This window comes from Enterovirga sp. GCM10030262 (assembly GCF_042666435.1).
In the GTDB taxonomy this organism is placed as follows: Bacteria; Pseudomonadota; Alphaproteobacteria; order Sphingomonadales; family Sphingomonadaceae; genus Allosphingosinicella.
Genome location: NZ_JBHTDC010000001.1, coordinates 1,294,391 through 1,313,520, shown reverse-complemented (window position 1 = coordinate 1,313,520; position 19,130 = coordinate 1,294,391). Strand labels below are relative to the sequence as shown.

At 67.0% G+C, this 19,130-nt stretch carries 18 protein-coding genes; 10 read left to right on the top strand and 8 right to left on the bottom strand.

Features of this window, described 5'->3' with window-relative positions; translation table 11 throughout:
• Nucleotides 1–5 precede the first annotated feature (5 nt).
• Nucleotides 6–1,796 carry an aminodeoxychorismate synthase component I gene (gene pabB, locus ACFQRC_RS06380; protein WP_379959062.1) on the bottom strand — a complete coding sequence of 597 codons (1,791 nt, stop codon included), beginning with the start codon at nucleotides 1,794–1,796 and terminating at the stop codon, nucleotides 6–8.
• A gap of 84 nt (nucleotides 1,797–1,880) precedes the next feature.
• Here pabB and ACFQRC_RS06375 point away from each other — a divergent pair, with 84 nt between their 5' ends.
• Both ACFQRC_RS06375 and ACFQRC_RS06370 read left to right on the top strand, forming a co-directional pair.
• Nucleotides 1,881–3,260, top strand: a complete 1,380-nt coding sequence (locus ACFQRC_RS06375; RefSeq protein WP_379959059.1) for an L-serine ammonia-lyase — start codon at nucleotides 1,881–1,883, stop codon at nucleotides 3,258–3,260.
• A 2-nt stretch (nucleotides 3,261–3,262) separates the two neighbouring features.
• On the top strand, nucleotides 3,263–4,381 hold the full coding sequence (locus tag ACFQRC_RS06370; protein ID WP_379960407.1) for an alanine racemase: 1,119 nt from the start codon (nucleotides 3,263–3,265) through the stop codon (nucleotides 4,379–4,381).
• A gap of 9 nt (nucleotides 4,382–4,390) precedes the next feature.
• Here ACFQRC_RS06370 and ACFQRC_RS06365 read toward each other — a convergent pair whose 3' ends face one another.
• On the bottom strand, nucleotides 4,391–4,642 hold the full coding sequence (locus tag ACFQRC_RS06365) for a hypothetical protein (protein WP_379959057.1): 252 nt from the start codon (nucleotides 4,640–4,642) through the stop codon (nucleotides 4,391–4,393).
• A 196-nt stretch (nucleotides 4,643–4,838) separates the two neighbouring features.
• Between ACFQRC_RS06365 and ACFQRC_RS06360 the strand changes: the two genes are divergently transcribed.
• On the top strand, nucleotides 4,839–5,498 hold the full coding sequence (locus ACFQRC_RS06360) for an MBL fold metallo-hydrolase (RefSeq protein WP_379959055.1): 660 nt from the start codon (nucleotides 4,839–4,841) through the stop codon (nucleotides 5,496–5,498).
• Nucleotides 5,499–5,544: 46 nt separating this feature from the next.
• Here the strand turns inward: ACFQRC_RS06360 and ACFQRC_RS06355 are convergent, their stop codons facing one another.
• On the bottom strand, nucleotides 5,545–6,000 hold the full coding sequence (locus ACFQRC_RS06355; protein ID WP_379959053.1) for an MAPEG family protein: 456 nt from the start codon (nucleotides 5,998–6,000) through the stop codon (nucleotides 5,545–5,547).
• A 194-nt stretch (nucleotides 6,001–6,194) separates the two neighbouring features.
• Between ACFQRC_RS06355 and rpmF the strand changes: the two genes are divergently transcribed.
• From rpmF to ACFQRC_RS06330, 5 genes are all read left to right on the top strand, one after another.
• Nucleotides 6,195–6,374 (top strand): 50S ribosomal protein L32, encoded by a 180-nt coding sequence (gene rpmF, locus ACFQRC_RS06350; protein WP_379959051.1) that lies wholly within the window; start codon nucleotides 6,195–6,197, stop codon nucleotides 6,372–6,374.
• A gap of 29 nt (nucleotides 6,375–6,403) precedes the next feature.
• Entirely contained in the window at nucleotides 6,404–7,453 is a 1,050-nt protein-coding gene (plsX, locus tag ACFQRC_RS06345) for a phosphate acyltransferase PlsX (RefSeq protein WP_379959049.1), read from the top strand.
• Complete coding sequence (locus ACFQRC_RS06340; protein WP_379959047.1) at nucleotides 7,450–8,412, top strand: beta-ketoacyl-ACP synthase III; 963 nt, start codon at nucleotides 7,450–7,452, stop codon at nucleotides 8,410–8,412. The genes plsX and ACFQRC_RS06340 overlap by 4 nt, the downstream gene beginning before the upstream one ends.
• A gap of 78 nt (nucleotides 8,413–8,490) precedes the next feature.
• The gene (locus ACFQRC_RS06335) at nucleotides 8,491–8,814 is read left to right on the top strand and encodes an integration host factor subunit alpha (protein ID WP_379959045.1); all 324 of its coding nucleotides are present in this window, start codon (nucleotides 8,491–8,493) and stop codon (nucleotides 8,812–8,814) included.
• 4 nt (nucleotides 8,815–8,818) lie between these two features.
• Nucleotides 8,819–9,193 carry a MerR family transcriptional regulator gene (locus ACFQRC_RS06330; RefSeq protein WP_379959043.1) on the top strand — a complete coding sequence of 125 codons (375 nt, stop codon included), beginning with the start codon at nucleotides 8,819–8,821 and terminating at the stop codon, nucleotides 9,191–9,193.
• A 19-nt stretch (nucleotides 9,194–9,212) separates the two neighbouring features.
• On the opposite strand, the gene ACFQRC_RS06325 is transcribed toward ACFQRC_RS06330, so the two are convergent.
• From ACFQRC_RS06325 to ACFQRC_RS06315, 3 genes are all read right to left on the bottom strand, one after another.
• The gene (locus ACFQRC_RS06325; RefSeq protein WP_379959041.1) at nucleotides 9,213–9,752 is read right to left on the bottom strand and encodes a SixA phosphatase family protein; all 540 of its coding nucleotides are present in this window, start codon (nucleotides 9,750–9,752) and stop codon (nucleotides 9,213–9,215) included.
• Nucleotides 9,749–12,475 carry an ATP-dependent DNA helicase gene (locus ACFQRC_RS06320; protein WP_379959039.1) on the bottom strand — a complete coding sequence of 909 codons (2,727 nt, stop codon included), beginning with the start codon at nucleotides 12,473–12,475 and terminating at the stop codon, nucleotides 9,749–9,751. Before ACFQRC_RS06320 ends, ACFQRC_RS06325 begins: the two co-directional genes overlap by 4 nt.
• A 131-nt stretch (nucleotides 12,476–12,606) precedes the next feature.
• Nucleotides 12,607–15,261 carry an AAA family ATPase gene (locus tag ACFQRC_RS06315; protein WP_379959037.1) on the bottom strand — a complete coding sequence of 885 codons (2,655 nt, stop codon included), beginning with the start codon at nucleotides 15,259–15,261 and terminating at the stop codon, nucleotides 12,607–12,609.
• A gap of 417 nt (nucleotides 15,262–15,678) precedes the next feature.
• Between ACFQRC_RS06315 and ACFQRC_RS06310 the strand changes: the two genes are divergently transcribed.
• Nucleotides 15,679–17,274, top strand: coding sequence for a lysine--tRNA ligase (locus ACFQRC_RS06310; protein ID WP_379959035.1), 1,596 nt, complete (start codon nucleotides 15,679–15,681; stop codon nucleotides 17,272–17,274).
• A gap of 148 nt (nucleotides 17,275–17,422) precedes the next feature.
• Here the strand turns inward: ACFQRC_RS06310 and ACFQRC_RS06305 are convergent, their stop codons facing one another.
• Entirely contained in the window at nucleotides 17,423–18,112 is a 690-nt protein-coding gene (locus tag ACFQRC_RS06305) for an ABC transporter ATP-binding protein (protein WP_379959033.1), read from the bottom strand.
• 19 nt (nucleotides 18,113–18,131) lie between these two features.
• Between ACFQRC_RS06305 and ACFQRC_RS06300 the strand changes: the two genes are divergently transcribed.
• On the top strand, nucleotides 18,132–18,785 hold the full coding sequence (locus tag ACFQRC_RS06300; RefSeq protein WP_379959031.1) for an arylesterase: 654 nt from the start codon (nucleotides 18,132–18,134) through the stop codon (nucleotides 18,783–18,785).
• Here ACFQRC_RS06300 and ACFQRC_RS06295 read toward each other — a convergent pair.
• The gene (locus tag ACFQRC_RS06295) at nucleotides 18,727–19,125 is read right to left on the bottom strand and encodes a PilZ domain-containing protein (RefSeq protein WP_379959029.1); all 399 of its coding nucleotides are present in this window, start codon (nucleotides 19,123–19,125) and stop codon (nucleotides 18,727–18,729) included. The genes ACFQRC_RS06300 and ACFQRC_RS06295 overlap by 59 nt on opposite strands.
• Nucleotides 19,126–19,130: the final 5 nt, after the last annotated feature.

Here is a 19,130-nt window from a genome sequence, read left to right as displayed (position 1 = left end):
CGATATTAGAACGTCGCGGCTGAACTCCTCCTGACGACGGCCGGGAGCAGCCCGCGAACCGCGTTGCCGATGAAGAATCCTCCCGCCAGGTCGACCGCGCGCACGTCGCCCTCCTCAGCCTCTCCGCTGGCGATCAGGCGCGAGCGGAGTATGCCGGGCAGCAGGCCGCGCGCCAAAGGCGGAGTCACCAGCCGCCCGTCGCGCTCGACGAAGAGGCTGGTGAAGCTGCCCTCGGTCAGGAATCCGTCCTCGTCCTCGAACACGATCTCGAACGTCCCCGCGGTGGCGCGCGCTTCATCGTGGAAGGCGCGGTCGCTGGTCTTGTGGGACAGCCGGAAATCGTCGCGCGGGACGGGTCGTGGCACGATCGCGACTCCGACCGGAGCCTCGGGATCGGGCGGCAGCCGGCGGCTCTCGATGGCGATGGCGCCGCTCTTCGACACAAGCAGGCGCAGCTTCCTGGGCTCGCGCAGCCGGAAGGTCGCCGCCTGCAATTCGTTACGCGCTTCGTGGCGGCTGAACGGGAAGCCCAGCGCCTCCGCGCTCGCCTTCATCCGGGCCATGTGGAGATCGAGCTCGGCGACGCCTTCGCGCGGATCGAAACGCATCGTCTCGATCAGGTCGAATCGTCGTGCCGGATCGTGCGCGAACGCCCCCTTCGCCAGGCATTCGCGCCACTCGTCGCCGGCGTGGCTGTCTGCCACGATAGCCGAACCCAATCCCATCACGCCGCGATCGTCTCCTTCCTTCAGGATTATCGTGCGAATGGCGACATTGAACGATGCTTCGCCGCCTGGCGCAACCCTCCCCATCGCGCCGGTATAGGCATGGCGCGGATGGCCTTCGATTTCGGAGATCAGCTCCATCGCCCTGATCTTGGGCGCGCCGGTGATCGAACCGCAGGGGAAGATCGCCTCGACGAGGCGGATCGGATCGACGCCTGATTCCAGCTCCGATGTGACGGTGGACGTCATCTGGTGGACGGTCGGATAGGTCTCGACGGCGAATAGCGAGGGCACCTTGACGCTGCCCGGCCGCGATACGCGCGACAAATCGTTGCGCAGGAGATCGACGATCATCAGATTTTCGGCGCGCTGCTTGGGATCTTCGCGCAGCGCGGCCGCCTCGGCCGCGTCGTCGGCGGCATCGGCATGGCGCGCCGCGGTCCCTTTCATCGGCCTCGTGGTGACGCGGCCGCGTTCCAGGGTGAAGAAAAGCTCGGGCGAGAAAGACAGCAGCCAGTGCGCGCCGGTGAAGACCAGGCCGCCATGGCCGGCGCGGGCGCGGGGGCGAAGCGCCGCATAGACGCCGAGCGGGCTGCCGGCGGTGCGGACCTCCGCCGGAAAGGTGAGGTTCGCCTGGTAGATGTCGCCGGCCAGGATATGCGCCTTCACCCGCGCGACCGCCTCGGCGTGATCCTCTTGGGCGATAAGCGGGCGAGGCGCCGCCGTCCAGGCGGACGCCGGGTCCGGCAGCAGACTCGGCACCTGCGCAGGCTCGATCTCGTCACAGCCTTCGAACAGGCCGAACCAGAGCAGGGGGGGAGCTTCGCGGGGAGGGCGGCGCCCAAGCGGCTCGAGCTTCGCCTCCAGCGAATATCCCGCCTCGTAGGACAGGAATCCCGCCGCATGAAGCCCTCGCTCCGCCGCCTCGCGAACCCTTCCAAGGCAGGCGCGCACCTCCGCCGGCTCCCGCGTCTCCACGATTTCGACCGCCCCCGTGAAGAGCCGTGACGAACCGATCGCGGCGTCGCCGGCATCGTCCAGCAGGACGAAGGGGAGGCTGGCATCGATCATGCGTCGGGCGCTTGCCATATTCGTGGACGCGGCGCATGTCCCGGCCCGGGCTGGCCCGCTTCTGGGCCGCCAAGGAGAATGCCTGTGGTCGCCAGTGTCTTCGATCTGTTCAAGATCGGGGTGGGTCCTTCCAGTTCGCACACGATGGGGCCGATGACGGCGGCATGCGACTTTGTCGAGATGCTGGTCGCCAGGAATCTGATCGAGGCGACCCTGCGCGTCGAGGTCGACCTGTACGGCTCGCTCGCCCTTACGGGCAAGGGCCACGCCACCGACCGCGCGATTCTGCTCGGCCTGTCGGGCGAGCGGCCGCACACGCTCGATCCCGATAGGGCCGACTCTATCGTCGCGCGGAATCGCGAGACGGCGCGGATCGACCTTGCCGGAGCCAGGAATGTCGAGTTCGTCGAGGCGCGCGACCTTCGTTTCCTCCAGCGCGAGCGGCTGCCGCATCATTCCAACGGCATGCGCTTCGCAGCGATCGACGAGGCCGGCGACACGCTCGTCAGCCAGGTCTATTATTCCATCGGCGGCGGCGCGATCGTCGATGAGGCGACCGTCGGCCGCAACGCCCCGCCCGAAGGCGGCTGGGACGTGCCCTTCAATTATCATTCCGCCGATGAATTGCTCGCCATCGCGGCGCGAGAAGGCCTGACCATAGCCGAAATCGCCCTCGCCAACGAACGCGCCGGCCTTGGCGACGAGGAGATAGACCGCGGCCTGGCCGCCATCGCCGACGCCATGTCCGCCTGCATCGACCGCGGCATGACGATCGACGGCATCCTTCCCGGCGGACTCAAGGTGAAGCGCCGCGCGCCCGCGCTCCACGCTTTGCTCCGCGAACGGGCCGAGCGCACCTTGTCCGATCCGCTGACCGTTCTCGACTGGGTCAATCTGTGGGCGCTGGCGGTCAACGAGGAGAATGCCGCCGGCAGCCGCGTCGTCACCGCTCCCACCAACGGCGCCGCCGGGATCGTGCCGGCGGTGCTGCGTTACTACCAGCGCTTCACCCCCCGCGCATCCGACGAAGGCGTCCGCATCTTCCTCCTCACCGCCGCGGCGATCGGTTCGTTGTTCAAGGAGAATGCCTCTATATCCGGCGCCGAGGTCGGCTGTCAGGGCGAGGTGGGGGTCGCCTGCTCGATGGCCGCCGCCGGGCTCACCGCCGCGATGGGCGGCTCTCCGAGCCAGGTCGAGAATGCCGCCGAGATCGGCATGGAGCATAATCTCGGCCTCACCTGCGATCCGGTCGGCGGGCTCGTCCAGGTGCCCTGCATCGAGCGCAACGCCGTCGGCGCGGTCAAGGCGCTGGAGGCCTCGCGCCTCGCTTTGGTCGGCGACGGCACCCACCGGGTGAGCCTCGACCAGGTGATCGAGACGATGCGCAAGACCGGCCTCGACATGAACGAGCGCTACAAGGAGACCTCGCTCGGCGGCCTCGCCGTCAATGTGGTCGAGTGCTGACGATGGAGCTGTCGGACCTTTTCACCCCCGCGCTCATCCTCGACCGCGGCAGGCTGGAGGCGAATTGCGAGGCGATGCGGGAGCGCTGCCGGCGCCTCGGCGTCGGTCTTCGGCCCCACATGAAGACGCTGAAATCGATCGACGCAGCGCGGATCGCGATCGACCCGGAACATGGCGGCATCGCCGTCTCGACCCTGAAGGAAGCGGAATATTTCGCCGGGCACGGCATCGAGGATATCCAGGTCGCCGTCTGCCTCACGCCCGACAAGCTGGAGCGAGCGGCGGGTGTAGCGCGCTCGATCCCACGCTTCAGCTTCTTCGTCGACAGCGCCGAAGCGGCTCGCGCCATCGCGGCGGCCGCAATGCCCTTTCGCGTCTGGATCGAGATCGACAGCGGCGAGCATCGCACCGGAGTCGCGGCCGATGGCGGCGCGCTGCTGGAGATCGCTAACGCCTTCAAAGGCTCGCGGGCATTTCTCGCCGGGGTCGCCACCCATGGCGGCCACAGCTACCGCGCGCGCTCGGCCGAAGCCATCACCGTGATCGCCGAGCAGGAGCGGGAAGCGGTGGTCCTGGCCGCCAGCCGGCTGCGCCAGGCCGGGTTCGACGTGCCCGGCGTCAGCGCCGGCTCGACTCCCACGGCCGTCCACGCGCGCTCGGGCGACGGCCTCACCGAGCTGCGCCCCGGCGTCTACATGGCGGGCGACCTGTTCCAGGCGGCGATCGGCTCGTTGGCGCGCGGCGACATCGCCGTGTCGGTGCTGGCCACCGTCATCAGCCACGACCGCGCTCGCGGCCATCTGATCGTCGATGCCGGCGGCCTCGCTTTGTCGAAGGACCGGTCGACCGCGGCGCTTGCCGGCGGCGACATGGGCTACGGACTCGTCGTCGATCTGGACGGCGAGCCGGCGTTCGGCGACCTCGTCGTCGGCGGCGTGCATCAGGAGCATGGTGAAGTGCCGGTCGCGCACTCCGCCTTGTTCGATCTATTGCCGGTCGGCGCCAGGATACGAATCCTGCCCAACCACGTCTGCATGACGACCGCCGCCTACGACCGCTACCGGGTCGTGGACGGCGGCCATCATATCATTGATGAGTGGGAGAAGACGGCCGGCTGGTAAGCCGTCCGCTTACATGTCGACCTTTTTCCATTCGGCGCGGGTCATGCACACTTTCTTGCCGCCCGTGCGCGATCCAGTGGTCTCGATGGTCTTGCACACCTTCTTCTCTTCCTTGGCGGCAGGCGCCTTGGGAGCTTCGGCTTCGGTCGCCGCCTCGTTGGCGTGGGCGTGCTCCCCCTTGTCGGCGAGTGCGGGCGTGGCGGCCAAAGCGGCGGCCCCGAAAATGGCAAGCAACGAAAGCGAAGAAGCAGAACGAATCATTGTCTATCCTTTGCGTAACGTCTTGGAAAATAGAGACGGATGATATTCGAGCGCAGGCGCCTAATGGAATTGCGGCCTGAAATCCATCGGGTTCGTGCGGATAAGTGAATTTCCGCGCCTCCGGCAAACCACGCACGGCCGTGAGCGGACGGCGGAGTGCTTGCATCCGGCGCCGCCGCGGACCATGTCGCGGCGCATGACCTCTCCCCTCAAGGCCGCGATCATCCCGGTCACCCCGCTCCAGCAGAATTGTACCTTGCTGTGGTGCACGCGGACGATGCGCGGCGCCTTCGTCGATCCCGGCGGCGATATCGACCGGCTCAAGGCGGCCGCCGCGCAACAGGGCGTGACGATCGAGAAGATCCTGCTCACCCACGGCCATATCGACCATTGCGGATCGGCCAAGCTGCTCGCGGACGAGCTCGGCGTGAAGATCGAAGGTCCGCACCTGGCCGACAAATTCTGGATCGACCGGCTGGCGGAGGACGGCGCCCGCTACGGCATCGAGGGCGTGCCGTTCGCGTCGGACCGCTGGCTCGACGAAGGCGACGCGGCCATTGTCGGCGAACTGAGCTTCAACGTATACCACTGCCCCGGCCACACGCCCGGCCACGTCGTTTTCCACCATCCCGAATCGAAGCTGGCCATTGTCGGCGACGTACTGTTCCAGGGCTCGATCGGGCGCACCGATTTCCCGATGGGCGACCATCAGGCCCTGCTCGACGCGATCGTCTCGAAATTGTGGCCTTTGGGCGACGACACTGCCTTCATTCCCGGCCACGGCCCGATGAGCAATTTCGGCCATGAGCGGCGCACCAACCCCTTCGTCGGCGACCAAGCGCTGGCGAGGAGGTGAGAGTCGCTACTGCGGTGGTGCGCGATCGTCGCCGATTCCGGCCCGCTCAGATCGGTTTCGGGGTTTCCGGAGAGCCTGTCGAGGCGGCGTAGGTAAGCGAAGGCGCCCGCGCCCGTTCCAGATAGGGGATCGCGATCGCATAGGCCGCAAGGCCGAGCAGGACAGCCCAGGTCACCGCCACGCCGACCGTCCGCATCCAGACGCGCTCCGGCCGGTCCATGCCGAACGGATGGAGGAGGCGCGCCAGGATGAACAGGATCGCCGCGCCCCACAGCCACAGCTCGGAACCGCGCGCCATCTCGACCAGGCCCAGCAGGATGAGGAAGAAGGGCGTATATTCGATGAAATTGGAATGCGAACGGCTGCGCGTCGCGAGCGCGCTCTTGCCGCCATGGCCGATCGAGACATTATATTGCCGCCGCAGCCGGCTGACCCTCAGGCCGAGCCAGACGTTGAGCAGGGCGGCGGCGCCCGCGATGGTCAAGGTGATCGGCAACATCATCGACTATTCTCCCTCTATCCTCGCTCCGCTCGCACGGGGAAGCGGCGCTTGCAACATCCGCGAAATCCGCTATAGGCGGCACCGCTCAAGAACGAGTATCCCGGCCGCCATGGCCAGCGGCCGATCCGGCCGTTGACCGATTGGCGCCGCTGCTCGTTGCATCATAGACTCGATCGATTGGAACAGGTGCCAGCATGGCCGTCCCTAAAAGAAAAACTTCGCCTTCCAAGCGCAACATGCGTCGCAGCCATCATGCGCTGAAGCCGGTCAATTATCAGGAATGCCCGAATTGCGGCGAACTTCGCCTGCCGCATAATCTGTGCGGCGGCTGCGGCCATTATAACGGCCGCGAAATCCGGCCGGTCGAGGCGTAACGGCTAACAAGCTTCTGGAGGCGACACCGGTGGGCAGCGCGCCACGGATCGCAATCGACGCGATGGGTGGCGATGTCGGCCCGGCGGTGATGCTGGCGGGCGCGGCGCGCGCCCACGACCGCCGCTCCGACCTGAGCTTCCTGATCTTCGGCGACGAAGCGGCGATCGCGTCGGAACTCGGCAGGCATTCCGGGCTCGCCGGCGTCGTCGAAATCGTCCATTGCGACGACGTCATCGCCGCCGAGGAGAAGCCGAGCCTGGCGCTGCGCCGCGCCAAGACCACCTCGATGGGGCGCGCCATTCAGGCGGTGAAGACGGGCGACGCCAATGCCGCCCTGTCCGCCGGCAATACCGGCGCGCTGATGGCGATGTCCAAGGTCGCGCTCCGCACCCTGAAGGGCATCGATCGGCCCGCGCTCGCCGCCTTGCTGCCAACCTTGGGCGACAACGACCTCGTCATGCTCGATCTTGGCGCCAATACCGAGTGCGATACCCAGAATCTCGTTCAGTTCGCCGTCATGGGTGCGGCTTATTCTCGCGTGGTGCTCGATATCGACAAACCCCGCGTCCGCCTCCTCAACATCGGCACCGAGGAGCTCAAGGGCACCGACCAGCTCAAGGACGCCGCGTCTATCCTGCGCGAGGCCGATTATCTTCGCATGCGCTTCGACGGATTCACCGAAGGCGATAAAATCTCGCGGGGCGATGTCGACGTGATCGTCACCGACGGCTTTTCGGGCAACATCGCGCTCAAGACCGCCGAGGGGACGGCCCGCTTCGTCACCGATCTGCTTCGGCGCGCCTTCACCAGCTCGGTGCGCTCCAAGGTCGGTTTCCTGATCTCGCGGCCGGCGACCGAATTGCTCAAGCACCATCTCGATCCCAACAACCACAATGGCGCCGTCTTCCTGGGCTTGAACGGGCTGGTCGTGAAGAGCCACGGCAACGCCAATGAAAAAGGCGTCGCCAACGCGATCCGGGTGGCGGCGCGCATGGTCCGCGAGGATCTCACCCGCAAGATCACCCAGGATCTCGCGGACATAGCCGCCCACCGCGCCGATCAGGCCGCCGCGCAATGACCCGCCGCGCTGTCGTCATCGGAACCGGCTCCGCGCTGCCGCCGCGGCGGGTGACAAATGCCGAGCTCGCCGAGCGGGTCGAGACCACCCATGAATGGATCGTCGAGCGCACCGGCATCGAGGCGCGCCACATTGCCGGAGACGGCGAGACGACGGCGACGCTCGCGACCGAGGCATCGCGCAAGGCGCTCGAAGCCGCTGGAGTGACCGCCGGGCAGATCGGCCTCATCGTGCTCGCCACGGCCACTCCCGACCAGACCTTCCCGGCGAGCGCGACCCGGGTGCAGACGGCGCTCGGCATCGACGACTGCATCGCCTTCGACGTGGCGGCGGTCTGCACCGGCTTCCTCTATGCCCTCTCCGTCGCCGACAATATGCTGAAGGGCGGCATGGCCGATTACGCCCTCGTCATCGGATCGGAGACGTTCAGCCGCATCCTCGACTGGGAGGACCGAACCACCTGTGTGCTGTTCGGCGACGGCGCCGGCGCGCTGGTGCTGAAGGCGGAGGAAACCGAGGATCAGGGCATCCTCGCCACCCGGCTCCACGCCGACGGCCGTCATAACGACCTCCTCTATGTCGACGGAGGCGTCTCCACCACCGGCACGGTCGGCAAGCTGCGCATGAAGGGCAAGGAAGTGTTTCGCCACGCGGTGGTGAACCTCGCCGCCGTTCTCAACGAAGTCCTCGCCGCCTCCGGCCATCAGGCCGAGGAGGTGGATTGGGTGGTGCCGCACCAGGCCAACAAGCGCATCCTCGACGCCACCGCCCGGAAGCTCGGCCTCCCGCCGGAGAAGGTCGTGGTCACCGTCGATCAGCATGCCAACACGTCCGCCGCATCCGTCCCCCTGGCGCTCGACGTCGCGGTCCGCGACGGCCGGATCCGGAAAGGCGACCTGATCGTGCTGGAAGCGATGGGCGGCGGCTTCACCTGGGGCGCTGCGGTTATCCGCTATTGACGGTCGATCGCGCAATGCCGATTGCACTTGAATCCAAGCTATATTAGACGTTTCCATTACTCGCGGGGAGGAAAGCCCATGGCCGATGCAGCGACGATCAGGAAACCGGCGGCCGGAACGCTGACGCGTGCCGATCTCGCCGATGTCGTGCATCGCGAGATCGGGCTGTCGCGCGCCGAATCGGCGAACATCGTCGAGCGCGTGCTCCATCACATGTGCCATGCCCTGGCCGAGGGGCAGAATGTGAAGATATCCGGTTTCGGAAGCTTCATCCTGCGCGACAAGGGCGAGCGGATCGGCCGCAATCCCAAGACCGGCGTCGAGGTGCCGATCGCGCCGCGCCGCGTGCTTACCTTCCGCGCCAGCCAGATCATGCGCGAGCGGATCGTAAGCGGCGGCTGAGGCCTTGCCGGAAGCCCGCGCCAAGAGCGAGAACGCATTCCGCACCATCGGCGAGCTTGCCGGAGACCTCGGCGTCCCGCAGCATATCCTGCGCTACTGGGAAACGCGCTTTCCCCAGCTCCGCCCGCTCCAGCGGGCCGGCAACCGCCGCTACTACCGCCCGGACGATGTCGCCCTCGCGCGGCGCATTCATCGCCTGCTGAACCAGGACGGCTACACCATTCGCGGTGTCCAGCAGCTCCTGACGAGCGGCGCGGACGACGGCGAGGAACGCGACGGAGCGCCGGACGCGGAGCCGGCGGAGCCGAATCCCGGCTTTCCGGCGGACGAGCTGCGGTCGCTGCGCGGGATGCTGGCGGACGCGCTCGACGGACGTTGAACCCGGCGTCCGACGCCTTTCAATGCGTATCTTCGTCCGGCCCCAGGCTGGGATCGAGGTCGCGCGGGCGGATGAAGCGGGCGAGGATGCCCATTCCCTCCCCCGCATCGCGCCAATGGTCGATCGGAAGGGCGATTTCGGCCACCGTCGCGGTCGGATATTTGACGGCGACTTCGCGGCGCAATCCTTCCCCGTCCGTCAGCAGCAAGGCGAGCTGCTCCAGCCCGGGATTATGGCCGACGAGGAGGAGCCTTTCGACGGGATCGGCCACCTCGTGGATGATGTCGAGCAGCAAGGCCGGCGAGGCGAGATAGAGGCGCGCGTCATATTCGGGATCGAACGACCGCCCATAACCGTCGGCAACCTCGTCGAGCGTCTCCCTCACCCGCATGGCGGGCGAAGCGAGCACGCGATCGAAACGCAGTCCCTGCGCGCGCATCTCGCGCCCCACCGTCTTCGCCGCCTTGCGGCCGCGCGTGTTGAGCGGACGATCGAAGTCGCGGGCGACCGGATCGTGCCAGGTCGACTTGGCGTGGCGCAGCAGCGTCAGAATCTTCATGATCTTCCCTCGACCGCCGTCTCTCCCACCGCCTGATGCCCCAAAGAGGAGGCGGTTGAAAGGCCGGAGCGGACGCGTTCGATGGCTTCGGCCAGCGCGACCCGCCGGATCGACACGCCCGGAGGGAAAGCGGTGAGCAAGCGCGATGGCGTCGCGGCGGAGAGCAGCACGAAAATGCCTCTGTCCTCGGCCCGCCGAATGAGGCGCCCGAACGCCTGGGCGAGCCGCGCCCGGACCACCCGGTCGTCATGGGCCGAACCGCCGCCCGCCGCCCGCCGCGCCGCATGCAGCACCGTCGGGCGCGGCCACGGCACGCCCTCCATCACCACCAGTCTGAGCGAGTGCCCGGGCACGTCGACCCCGTCGCGAAGCGCATCCGTGCCGAGCAGGGAGGCGCGGGGGTCGTCGCGGAAGATGTCGACCAGCGTGCCGGTGTCGATCGGATCGACATGCTGGGCGTAGAGCGGCAGCCCAATGCGGGCGAGCCGGTCGGCGATGCGGGCGTGGACCGCCTTCAGCCGCTGGATGGCGGTGAACAGCCCCAATGTGCCGCCCCCCGCCGCCTCGATCAGCCGCGCATAGGCGCCGGCGAGCTGGCCGATGTCGCCGCGCTTGACGTCGGTGACGATCAGCACCTCGCTATGCGCCGCATAATCGAACGGGCTGTCGGCGCTGAAATGGAGGGTTGGATGCGGCAGGTGGCAGGCGCCGGTGCGCGCCTCCGCGGCGTCCCATCCTTCCGCGTTGCGCAAGGTCGCCGAGGTGACCACCACGCCATGCGCCGGCTCCAGCACCGTCCTGGCGAGCGGCCGGGTGGGGTCGAGCCAGCGCCGGTGGACGCCGATATCAAATTCGCGGCCGTCGACCCGCTCGACCGCCAGCCAGTCGACGAAGTCCGGATCGGCCGGCCCGCCGATTCGCGCGGCGAGGGCGATCCAGGCGGAGAGCGACTGCACCCGCCAGGCGAGGCCGCCAATCGCCCCCTCTATCCGCGCCTTGGCCTGCGGATCGAGCCAGTCGGGCGCGTCCTCCAGCACCGCCTCCAGCCTCTTGCCGAGCGCGACCAGCGGCCGGAGCAGCAACTCCATCGCCTCGACGGCCGGCGCCGCGGCCGAGACGATGTCGCCATCGAGCTCGGCCAGCTCGGTCTCGATGCCGTAGCCCGCATCCTGCGCCGAAGCGCGCGCATAGACGGTGCCGCGCACCGCGGAGAGCAATTTCTCCAGCGGCCCGAACGGCATGCCTTCGGCGATACGCTGGAGCCAGCCGTCGCCGGTCAGCAGCCCCGCCGCCTGCACCGCCGCCTCGAGCGCCGCCGCGCCGGCTTCGTCATAGGAAGCGACATCCATCAGCCGCGCCGAAAGTCCGCGCCGCCGCCCGCGCGACTTGCCCTCCGGCCCGATCAGCCAGCGCCTGAGCTCGATCGTCTCCTGGCCGGTCAGCGCGGTCGCGAAGGTCGAATCGGCGGCATCGAACAGGTGATGACCCTCGTCGAACACCAGACGCGTGGCCGCTCCGCCCGTCTCGCGCCCTCGGGCGGCGTTGACCATGACGAGCGCGTGGTTGGCGATGACGATGTCGGCGTCCTGGCTGGCCCGGGCCGAGCGTTCGATGAAGCATTTGCGGTAATGCGGGCAGCCGGCATAGACGCACTCGCCGCGCCGGTCGGTCAGCGCCGTCGCCCCCGCCCGCCGGAACAAAGTCGGCAGCCAGCCCGGCATGTCGCCGCCGACCATGTCGCCGTCCTTGGTGTAAGCCGCCCAGCGCGCGACCAGTTGTGCGAGGATCGCGGCGCGGCCGGCGAACCCGCCCTGCAATGCGTCCTCGAGGTTGAGCAGGCAGAGATAATTCTCCCGCCCCTTGCGCACGACGACCTTGGCCTTGCGCTCCGCCGCATCGGGGAAGAGGCGGAGGCTCTCGCGGTCCAGCTGGCGCTGCAACGCCTTGGTGTAGGTCGACACCCAGACCGCGCCGTTCGCCTTCTCCGCCCACAAGGAGGCGGGCGCGAGATAGCCCAGAGTCTTGCCGATCCCGGTGCCGGCTTCGGCGAGCAGGATGTTGGGCTGGCCCTCCATTTTGCGCGGCGCGAAGGCGGCCGCGGCGGCCGCCGCATAGTCCTTCTGCCCCTCGCGCGCTTCGGCGCCGCGCCCGGTCAGGCTGGCGAGCCGCTCGACCGCCTCGTCGCCCGCGATCCGCGTCGGTCGCGGCTGCGGCCTCGGTGGCTTGTCCTCCCATTCGGGGAGCTTCGAGAAAAGCCAGCGCTCGTCCCGCTCCGGCCGCTTCAGCCGCTCCGTCACCGGCGCCGCCCAGGCCCAGCGCAGCCGATAGAGCGATTGCGCCGAAGCCCAGGCCCCTTCGCGCTCCGGCCAGTCCGCCGCCCCCATCCGCTCCAGCAAGGCCGCCGCCGCCCGCAGCAGGAACGGCGCCGCCTCCCCTTCATCCCTGGGCGGCGCGAGGCCCAGCGCATGGGCGATTCCTTTCGGCGTCGGCACCGCGAAGCGCGCGGGAAAGACGAAGGCGAACAGTTCGAGCAAATCGAGCCCGGACAGATCGGGATAGCCCAGCCGCTGCCCGACCAGAGGCGCATTGAGCATGATCATCGGCGTCTCGGCGGCGCGCCCGATCGCCTCGCCGCGGCCAAGCCCGCGCGTCTCCCCATCCGGCATCGCCAGCCAGATGCCGCCATGGGTCGCGTGGAGCGCGGGATAGGGGAGGGAAGGCATAAGCGCCTTGTCGGCGATGCGGAACAGATTGGCAACTGGGGGAGGGGGGTGGAAGGCTAGTTTTGCCGTTGGCGAATTGGCAGGTCGGATCGGTCCCTGCTCAAGCTGCCATAGCAAAGAACGTAGCGTGCTCAGGCGACACTCGCCTTGGGTGGCTGCTCCATCTCCTTGCGACGTTCGCCCGTCGCCTGTGCCTTCTTCTTATGCTTTGCAATGAAGCCTCTGAGCTCGAGTAGATCGGCATCCATCTGCTTCTTATCAGGTGCGTCTATCTGCTTCGCGGCCGCCTGATCGTGACCGGACCGCTCCGAGGCACGTTTCATCGCGAAAAAGATCGTCCGATAGTCGGCATCATCGATGTCGACCAACTTGAGACTTTGGGTCTTCACATCGGTGCCAAAGCGCTCAACTACGCCACCGAGCACCACTTCCTCAACGGCGCGTTCCCATGTTTCGCGCAGGTCGGTATAGAACTGCTTTGCGAGGACGCGCAGCTCCTCGCTGTCAGCGGCGAGTCCACCGGGGATGGCCTTGAGCTGTGCATCCAGGGCGCGCTCGCGCTCGCGCACTTTTTTGGCGATCCAAGGCTGGTCGTCGATCGAAACGAGACCGAAACCGTCCGTCGACTGCTGAATCAGGCAGGGAAGCGCCAGTATCTGCGGATCGCGATCCGCGCAGGCGCGGAGCACTTCTTGGTAGAAGAGCAGATTGTGGGTGAAGATGATGACTTGCCGCCCACGTCCAGCTTCGGCGACGAAGCGGTTCGCGACACGTCGGATTCGTTGATGGTCGAGGCTAGTGACGGGATCGTCGACGATGATCGCGCCTTTGCTCTCGCTTACATGCGCATCCGCAAGGAAGCACGCGAGCGCGAGCGCGCGCTGCTCGCCCTCGCTGAGGACCGTCGACTTTTTGGCGCGGCCGGCGCTGGCAAGTGCCATCTCGAAGAAGCTTTTGCCCGACGCGCTCTGCTCGGTGAAGCGCAGCGGCACATGCTCCAGCCCGAGCGAAGCGATTTCCCGCTCGATCCGGCGACGTAGCTCTGGCGTCACCAGTTCACCGCGCAAGGAGGAGGCGAGCAGGGAGATCGGGCGCGTGCCGAGCGCGGTCACGCAGGCGAGATAGCGTTGTCGATCGGCGAGGCCGTTGCGTCGTGCCACGATCATGTCAATGCACGCAGCAAGCGCCTCGCGGTCACGCAGCTCCTGTTCCAGCGCCATCGCCGCTGGATCGACACCGCCGCCCTGATCGAGGATCTCGGCGCGCGCAATGAGATTCTCGGCGGTTCGGGAGAGCGCGACGATTGGGGCAATGTCGGGCACACTCTCTACCGGAGGGCCACCTTGGAGATGAGCAACGAGACGCTGGCGATGTTCGAGCAAGGCGCGCAAGGCTTGCGCAACATCGTCGATGATCGCGCGGAGATTTTCGTCGCGCTCTCGGTGCTCTGAGAGAGCCTGGAGAACATGCTCTTCGGTCTCGATTTTCAGGCCGGCCAAGGCAGCGACTCGGGCATCGATCTTGCCCTTTGCCGCCTCTACCGCAGCGGCTGCTTCGCCGGCGATAAAGGCGTCGAATGCCCTCATTCGATCGCGGGCTTCTTCATCGAACGGACGCTGGCAGAGCATGCAGGGGTCGCCGATCTCAAAGGCGCCGTCGTCGGGCACGATGTCCGCTTCGGCCGCGAACTGACGCGCGAGGATAAACAATTGCCGCCACGTCTCGCTCCCGGTCGCGGCGATGGGGAAGCGGCCGACCTGTTCGGCCGCAAACGTCTCGGCGGCGGCGCGAGCCTGAGCTAAGGACCGCAACAGCCCCGCGTCCTGTTCGATTTGCGGTCTGCCGAGCGGCACGATCACGGCGACGGCGTTGTCGGCGATGAACTTCGCGGCCTCGCCAAGGCGGCGCAGCGTCCGCGCCTGGGCCGTCGGACCCTCCGCGAGCTGAAGGCGTACTTTTACAAGCTGAGCAGCGGCGGTCTCGTCCCACGCGGCAGCTGAGCGTAATTGCTCAACCGAGGGGAGCCGCGTGAGCGGCGTCGCCGTCGCCAGCAAGGCGACGAGGCTTCCGGCGACCGTGTTCGGACCGAACTGCACGCCGAGTGCGCCACCATGCGCTGCGGTCAACTGGTCAGCCGCCTTTTGACAGCGCTCGGCGGCGAGGACATATAGCTGGCCCAAGGTGGTGAGGCATCGGACCTCGGGCGGAAGGAACAGGATTTCGGCCTTATCCTCGACATAGGCGCGCGCATTAGCCGTATCGAGGAAGGTCATGTGCGCGCAGATGCCCGGTAAAGCCGAGCCTTCGACCCATTGATGCAGGACCGGCTCGGCCTCACCACTCTTAACGGTGAACGTAACCGTCGGCGCCGCTTCGTTCTGCGCGAAAACGTTGCCCTGAAGCGTAATCGGCACCCGCGACGTGCAGAGGCGACGCGCGGCGCGCGCGTAACCGCTCTTGCCCGAGCCATTCTCTCCAAAGATGATCGTCAGCCCGTCGAGAGCGAATTTGAGTTCCTGGCCCGGTGCGAGCCTGTCGACATGGTCCAGGGGGCCTATCGAGCAAAGCAAGGGAACCTCGGCGGCATCGATGGTCGCGGAAAGGAAGGCTTCATCAAAAGCGACGCATTCTAGGGGTTCGTGGGCGTTGAGACCTTGTGCAGCTTGGACGCGTAAGGCGATGGAATCAGCATCTTCGGCCGTTGCGACACCCGCCAGCGCCGCCCGGCGCAGCGCATCGCTTACCCAAGCATCCTGCCCCGCAATCCACTCCGCCAATTTTGCCACTTCTGTCCTCCCTGACGACAATATTGCGTTTCTTTCCGGTGCTTTCGCAACACTAATCTTTGAGTATTTGCCCCTAGCTTCGTTGATCAGGTTGTAACTCCGGCCTCTTTATTCCCCTGTGTTGCAGACCGTGTTGGAACAAGAACGAGGGGCGGCTTTCGAGGCCGTCAATCAAAAGCCGGCCGGCAACAAAGGGCGCGAAGCAGTCCTCGAAGAGACCTAAAGCCTCGCACCAAAAACACTGTCCTACAGCCCCCGCTTGCTGCCATCCTGCCGCATGCTTTGCGAATCGCTCCTCGGACCGCCTGCCCGCAGCCCCCGCGCTGGATGAAACATGTGTTTTAGCACGACCTTTGGGACCTTTCGCCGCGCCAGAAGGCGATTGCGCCCGGCGGTCCCAGGCGGCAGAGGCAAGGCATGACCACATCTCCGATCCCCGCCGACCTCCGCGCCGCCGCGCTCGTTTCCAAGGCCTGGCCTTATGAGGAGGCGCGCAAGCTTCTGAAGCGCTATCCGGACGGGCCGGGGGACAAGGCGATCCTGTTCGAGACCGGCTACGGACCGTCGGGCCTGCCGCATCTCGGCACCTTCCAGGAAGTGGCGCGGACGTTGATGGTGCGTCACGCGCTGACCGAGATGGTCGATTGGCCGACGCGGCTGATCGCTTTTTCGGACGACATGGACGGGATGCGCAAGGTGCCGCCGGGGGTGCCGCGCCAGGACATGATGCACGAGCATCTCGACCAGCCGCTGTCCAGGGTGCCGGACCCGTTCGGCTGCGGCCACGAAAGCTATGCCGACCACAATAACAATTTGCTGCGCCAGTTTCTCGACCGGTTCGGCTTCGACTATGAATTCATGGCCTCGTCCGATGGCTATCGCTCCGGGCGTTTTGACGAGAGCCTGAGGCAGGTGCTTCGCAAATATGACGACATCCAGGCCGTCATGCTCCCCACTTTGCGCGAGGAGCGGCGCAAGAGCTATTCGCCGGTGCTGCCGATCAGCCAGGTCGACGGCAAGGTGCTCCAGGTCGCGGTGGAGGTGGTGGACGCCGAGGCGGGACTCATCCGCTACACCGATCCGGCATCGGGCGAGAGCGTCGAGCAGTCGATCCTGGCGGGCGGCGCCAAGCTCCAGTGGAAGGTCGACTGGGCGATGCGCTGGGTCGCGCTCGGCGTCGATTATGAGATGTCGGGCAAGGACCTGATCGATTCGGTCACCCAAAGCTCGAAGATCGCCCGGGTGCTCGGCGCGCGTCCGCCGGAGGGCTTCAACTACGAACTCTTCCTTGACGAGAATGGCGAGAAGATCTCCAAGTCGAAGGGCAATGGCGTCACCATCGACGAGTGGCTGACCTATGCGCCCGAGGAGAGCCTCGCTTTCTACATCTACCGCGAGCCCAAGCGCGCCAAGCAATTGTCGTTCGGCATCATTCCCAAGGCGGTCGACGAATATCAGCAATTCCTCGCGGCCTATCCCGACCAGCCTTGGGACAAGAGGCTCGGCAACCCGGTCCACCATGTCCATGCCGGCGACGTGCCGCCGGCGCGGATGCCGCTCACCTTCGCGCTGCTGCTGAACCTGGTCGGAGTCGCGTTGACCGAGGACAAGGCCCTGCTTTGGGCGTTCGTCCGGCGCTACGCCCCCGATGCCTCGCCGGAGACCCATCCGGAGCTCGACGCGCTGATCGGCCATGCCGTCGCGTACTTCCGCGATTTCGTGAAGGATTCGCTGGAGCGCCGGGCTCCCGACGAAAAGGAGGCCGAGGCGCTGCGCGACCTTGATGGCCGGCTCGCCGCGCTCCCCCCCGAACCGACCGCCGAGGCACTCCAGGATATCGTCTTCGAAGTGGGCAAGGCATTCTTCGGAAAGGAGAATCTGCGCGACTGGTTCCGGACGCTCTACGAGACGTTGCTCGGCACCAGCCAGGGTCCGCGCATGGGCAGCTTCATCGCGCTTTATGGCGTCGACAACAGCCGCAGGCTCATCGCTGAGGCTTTGGAGCAACAGTAAGCGACAAGTTGTTTCGTCGCGGCAACCCTTTCCCACAAGGCGCGTTACGCATCGCGGTCCACCCCTTTCGGGACTGATGCCCTGTGCTCCGCGCATCGCATCGGCCGCGTCGCCGCCCCCCCGCGCGACGCGGCCAGGGACCTTCCGATCAGTCCGTGCGCCTGTCCGAAACGATGCGCCCGTCCTGCATCTCCAGGATGCGGTGGCAGCGGGCGGCGAGCGCCGGATCGTGGGTGATGACCAAAAGGGTCGCGCCGGTGTCGGTCTGCCGGGCGAACAGCAGATCGAGGATGGTGTGGCCGGTCCCGGCGTCGAGATTGCCGGTCGGCTCGTCGGCGAAGATCAGTTCGGGCTTGGGCGCGGTGGCGCGGGCGATGGCGACGCGCTGCTGCTCACCGCCCGAAAGCTGCGCCGGATAATGGGTCAGGCGGTGGCCGAGGCCGACCGCTTCCAGCTCGGCGGCGGCGATCGGGAACGCGTCGTCGACGCCGGCCAGCTCCAGCGGGACGGCGACATTCTCATGCGCGGTCATCGTCGGCAGCAGATGGAAGGCCTGGAGAACGATGCCGATCCGGCCGCGGCGGGCGCGGGCGAGGCCGTCCTCGTCGAGCGCGGTGAAGTCGGCGTCGGCGACGCGGATGATGCCGGAGGTCGCGCGCTCCAGTCCGGAGAGCACCGCCATCAGCGACGATTTGCCCGATCCGGACGGTCCCAGCAAAGCGACGCTTTCGCCTTTCGCGACCTGGAGGTCGATGCCGCGCAATATATCGACCCGGGCCGCGGAATGCCCAAGCGACAGAGTGACATTCGACGCGTCGATGACGTAGGGAATGGTCATGAAGGGAAAGGGAATCCGGATGTCGTTACGGGTGGCATATGGCGACTGGCGCCGCTTTGTCCATGCCATCATGCTGGCTTTCCTGGCCTGGGCGGCGCCGGCGGCGGCCGAGGACGTTCACATCTTGGCTTTCGGCGACAGCCTCACCGCCGGCTACGGGCTTCCCCAGGGCCAGGGTTTCGCGCCGCAGCTGGAGGATGCGCTGAGGCGTAACGGCATTCGCGCCTTCGTCACCGACGGCGGTGTTTCCGGCGATACCGCGTCCGCCGGCCGGGCGCGGCTGGCCTGGACCCTCGACGGCCTCGACGAGGAGCCCGATCTGGCCATCGTCGCTTTGGGCGGCAACGACATGCTGCGCGGGCTGCCGCCCCGCCAGACGCGCGCCGACATGGAGGCGATCGTCGCCGAGCTGCGGCGGCGTGGTATCAGGGTGCTCATCGCCGGGATGATCGCCGCGCCCAATCTCGGGCCGGAATATGGCGCCGCGTTCAACCGCATCTTTCCCGACCTTGCCGGCAAATATGGCGCCGATCTCTATCCCTTCTTCCTCGCCAATGTGGTCGGCGACCGCCGGCTGCTGCTGGGCGACGGCGTCCATCCCAATTTCCAGGGAATCAAGCGGATGGTGAGCGGGATCGTGCCGAGCGTACTGACGGCTTTGGGCCGGCGTTGAGGAACGGATTGGCGCCGGACGAGGCTTTGCGCCCCAGCGCCTGAAACATGACCAGCGGGTCGATCGGCTCGGCGAACTTGCCGCCCAGCCGGCCGTCGCGCACCCAGATGACGAGCGCGCTGGCGCGGCTTCCATCCGGCAAAGTCAGCCAGACGCGCGCGCCGACCGCCATCTCGGCGGCGGTTTCCGCCATGAAGCCGTGGCTCGATAGGTTGAGCAGGCGCGCCTCGACACCCGCGGCGCCGAACGCGCGCAGGGCGACTTCTGCCGATACGGCGAGCCGGGTTTCCCGGCGGCGGGGCTCGACATCCGCGCCGGCCGCGATCTTGGTCAGGAACATGAGGG

Coding starts and splice junctions, on each gene's coding strand:
- pabB (WP_379959062.1), bottom strand. CDS start 1,796: ATGATCGATGCCAGCCTCCCCTTCGTCCTGCTGGACGATGCCGGCGAC.
- ACFQRC_RS06370 (WP_379960407.1), top strand. CDS start 3,263: ATGGAGCTGTCGGACCTTTTCACCCCCGCGCTCATCCTCGACCGCGGC.
- ACFQRC_RS06365 (WP_379959057.1), bottom strand. CDS start 4,642: ATGATTCGTTCTGCTTCTTCGCTTTCGTTGCTTGCCATTTTCGGGGCC.
- ACFQRC_RS06360 (WP_379959055.1), top strand. CDS start 4,839: ATGACCTCTCCCCTCAAGGCCGCGATCATCCCGGTCACCCCGCTCCAG.
- ACFQRC_RS06355 (WP_379959053.1), bottom strand. CDS start 6,000: ATGATGTTGCCGATCACCTTGACCATCGCGGGCGCCGCCGCCCTGCTC.
- rpmF (WP_379959051.1), top strand. CDS start 6,195: ATGGCCGTCCCTAAAAGAAAAACTTCGCCTTCCAAGCGCAACATGCGT.
- ACFQRC_RS06340 (WP_379959047.1), top strand. CDS start 7,450: ATGACCCGCCGCGCTGTCGTCATCGGAACCGGCTCCGCGCTGCCGCCG.
- ACFQRC_RS06335 (WP_379959045.1), top strand. CDS start 8,491: ATGGCCGATGCAGCGACGATCAGGAAACCGGCGGCCGGAACGCTGACG.
- ACFQRC_RS06325 (WP_379959041.1), bottom strand. CDS start 9,752: ATGAAGATTCTGACGCTGCTGCGCCACGCCAAGTCGACCTGGCACGAT.
- ACFQRC_RS06320 (WP_379959039.1), bottom strand. CDS start 12,475: ATGCCTTCCCTCCCCTATCCCGCGCTCCACGCGACCCATGGCGGCATC.
- ACFQRC_RS06310 (WP_379959035.1), top strand. CDS start 15,679: ATGACCACATCTCCGATCCCCGCCGACCTCCGCGCCGCCGCGCTCGTT.
- ACFQRC_RS06305 (WP_379959033.1), bottom strand. CDS start 18,112: ATGACCATTCCCTACGTCATCGACGCGTCGAATGTCACTCTGTCGCTT.
- ACFQRC_RS06300 (WP_379959031.1), top strand. CDS start 18,132: ATGTCGTTACGGGTGGCATATGGCGACTGGCGCCGCTTTGTCCATGCC.
- ACFQRC_RS06295 (WP_379959029.1), bottom strand. CDS start 19,125: ATGTTCCTGACCAAGATCGCGGCCGGCGCGGATGTCGAGCCCCGCCGC.